Below are 2,436 nucleotides of genomic sequence, written 5' to 3'. Positions count from 1 at the left end.
CGTGCGCCGTGAGGCGCTTTGTTGTATCCCCGGATTATCCGGGATGAATTCGGAGGAGGTTCTTGGGTCACCTGACTTACCTGGTGGTGAAAGCCAAAGGGGACCGTAGCATGTCAGGAAAGCGGTAGCCGATCTGAAGGTGCATGACGACGGAGCGCCGCAAGACCCGCGCAATATGGTCAAAGCTGGATTGCTTAAAGCCTAATTTCCAGGGGCACAAGTAGAAACCCATCGGAACAGCACCTGAAACCGATGCTCTTATCCTGCCTGGCTATGTGTCGTTTGGCTGGGTACCTCCGGGATGGGAGACGCCTCCCAATGAGGGCGGCTAAGGAAATGAGTGGGCGACCTAAGTTGCGCTAGATACGTACAACAAAGACGTACCGCGGGATCGCCTACGGGACGAGAGTCCTAGGGTGACGGAGTGTCCGTAGTAGTCGCAGGAGTAACGACCTGCCGAGGAGGCCGGGAAAACCGGACCACAGGGCGAAGGGACACAGGTGATTTCGACGTCCAGGAGAGGGAGGTATGCGTAATGCAGAGTGCTGGAACAGTACTGGACGTCATTCGAGAGCGCGGCAAGCGAGGCTTGCCGTTGGAGAGGATCTACAGGCAACTGTTCAACAGGGATCTATTTCTTGTGGCGTACGGGCGTATTTACCGGAACAACGGCGCGATGACGCCTGGAGTCACAGGGGAGACAGTCGACGGAATGTCGATGGCGAAGATCGACGCGATCATCGAGAGACTCCGTTCGGAGTCCTACCGGTGGACGCCAGTCAAGCGGGTCTATATCGAAAAGAAGGGAGACTCGAAGAAGAAGCGCCCTCTTGGCTTGCCGACGTGGTCGGACAAGCTGGTTGCCGAAGTGGTCCGCCTCTTGCTGGAGGCGTACTACGACGTCCAGTTTTCCGACCGATCCCATGGCTTTCGCCCCCGCCGTGGCTGCCACACGGCATTGCAGGAGGTAGTTAAAAGCTGGACTGGAACACGGTGGTTCATCGAGGGCGATATCTCTGATTGCTTCGGCAGTTTGGATCATGAGGTCATGCTCACGATCCTCAAGGAAAAGATCCGCGATGGCCGATTCGTGCAGCTCATTCGCTGCATGCTTCGTGCGGGGTATTTGGAGGACTGGCAGTGGCACGCCACGCTCAGCGGCGCGCCGCAAGGCGGGGTCGTCTCGCCTGTCCTGTCCAACATCTACCTCGACCGGCTGGACCGGTTCGTTGAACAGGAACTACTGCCGGACTACAACCGAGGAAGGCAGAGGCGGCATCATCCTGAATATCACCGGCTGGATTCCCGGATGTGGCGGGCGGTGGCGCGCGGCGACAAACCCGCAGCACGAGAGCTGCGACTCAAGCGGCGCTCGCTACCGAGCTTAGACCCGCACGACCCGGGATTCCGTCGACTGCGGTACGTCAGGTATGCCGACGACTGGCTACTCGGGTTCGCTGGGCCAAAGAACGAAGCCGAAGAGATAAAGTCGCGGATCAAAGAGTTCCTTCATGCTGACCTCAAGCTGAGCCTCTCTGAACCAAAGACTCTCATTACGCACGCCTCCAGCCAGGCGGCGCGCTTCCTCGGCTACGAGGTCAAAGCACAGCGATGCGACACGAAACTTACAGGCCCTCGCCGGTCAGCTAACGGCATCATTGGGCTGTTCGTGCCACAGGAGTTAGTCCGGCAGCGGTGCACGCCGTACATGCGAAACGGGAAACCCTACCAGCGTGGAGTGCTACTCCACGACAGCGATTTCTCAATCGTTGCTGCATATCAAGCAGAGTACCGGGGTCTCGTTCAGTACTACTTGCTGGCGCAGGATGTCTCACGCCTATCGCGTCTTCGCTGGGTGATGGAGACATCTATGCTCAAGACACTCGCATCCAAGCACCGGACCTCCGCAACGCGGATGGCTCGGAAATATAAAGCGGCCGTCGCCACTCCGGATGGTCCGCGAACATGCTTCGAGGTGAAGGTCTCAAGAGGCGCCGAAAAGAAGCCACTGGTGGCTCGCTTCGGAGGTATTCCTTTGAAGCGGCAGCGCATGGCGGAAGTCACCGACAAGGAGCCGCTGCCCATGACGTATTTCGGAAGGAACGAACTCGTCAAGCGGCTCCTGGCCGACACGTGCGAGATGTGCGGGTCAACGGAAAGGGTGGAGGTTCACCACATCCGCAAGCTCGCAGATCTGAACAGGCCGGGTCGGCCCGCCCGCCCAGTGTGGGCGTTAATCATGGCGTCGCGCAGGCGAAAGACCCTGGTGGTCTGCCAAGCGTGTCACCATGAAATTCACGCAGGACGGGCTTCTTCGTCCACTCGGAGAGAATCACTGGAGAGCGGTGTGCTGGGAAACTAGCCCGCACCGTTCGGGAAGGGGCCGTCGGAAAAGGACTCGAACCACGAGTACCTCGCCGGCGGCCTACTTCACAC

Annotated in this window: 1 protein-coding gene; it reads left to right on the top strand. The window is 59.0% G+C overall.

What is annotated here, in order from left to right; translation table 11 throughout:
* The first annotated feature begins 535 nt into the window (after nt 1-535).
* Nucleotides 536-2,362, top strand: a complete 1,827-nt coding sequence (locus IG78_RS47345; RefSeq protein WP_078965949.1) for a reverse transcriptase/maturase family protein — start codon at nt 536-538, stop codon at nt 2,360-2,362.
* Nucleotides 2,363-2,436 lie beyond the last annotated feature (74 nt).

The sequence above is a fragment of the Streptomyces aureocirculatus genome, assembly GCF_000720475.1.
Classification (GTDB): Bacteria; Actinomycetota; Actinomycetes; order Streptomycetales; family Streptomycetaceae; genus Streptomyces; species Streptomyces aureocirculatus.
This window is presented reverse-complemented; position numbering and strand designations above follow the sequence as displayed.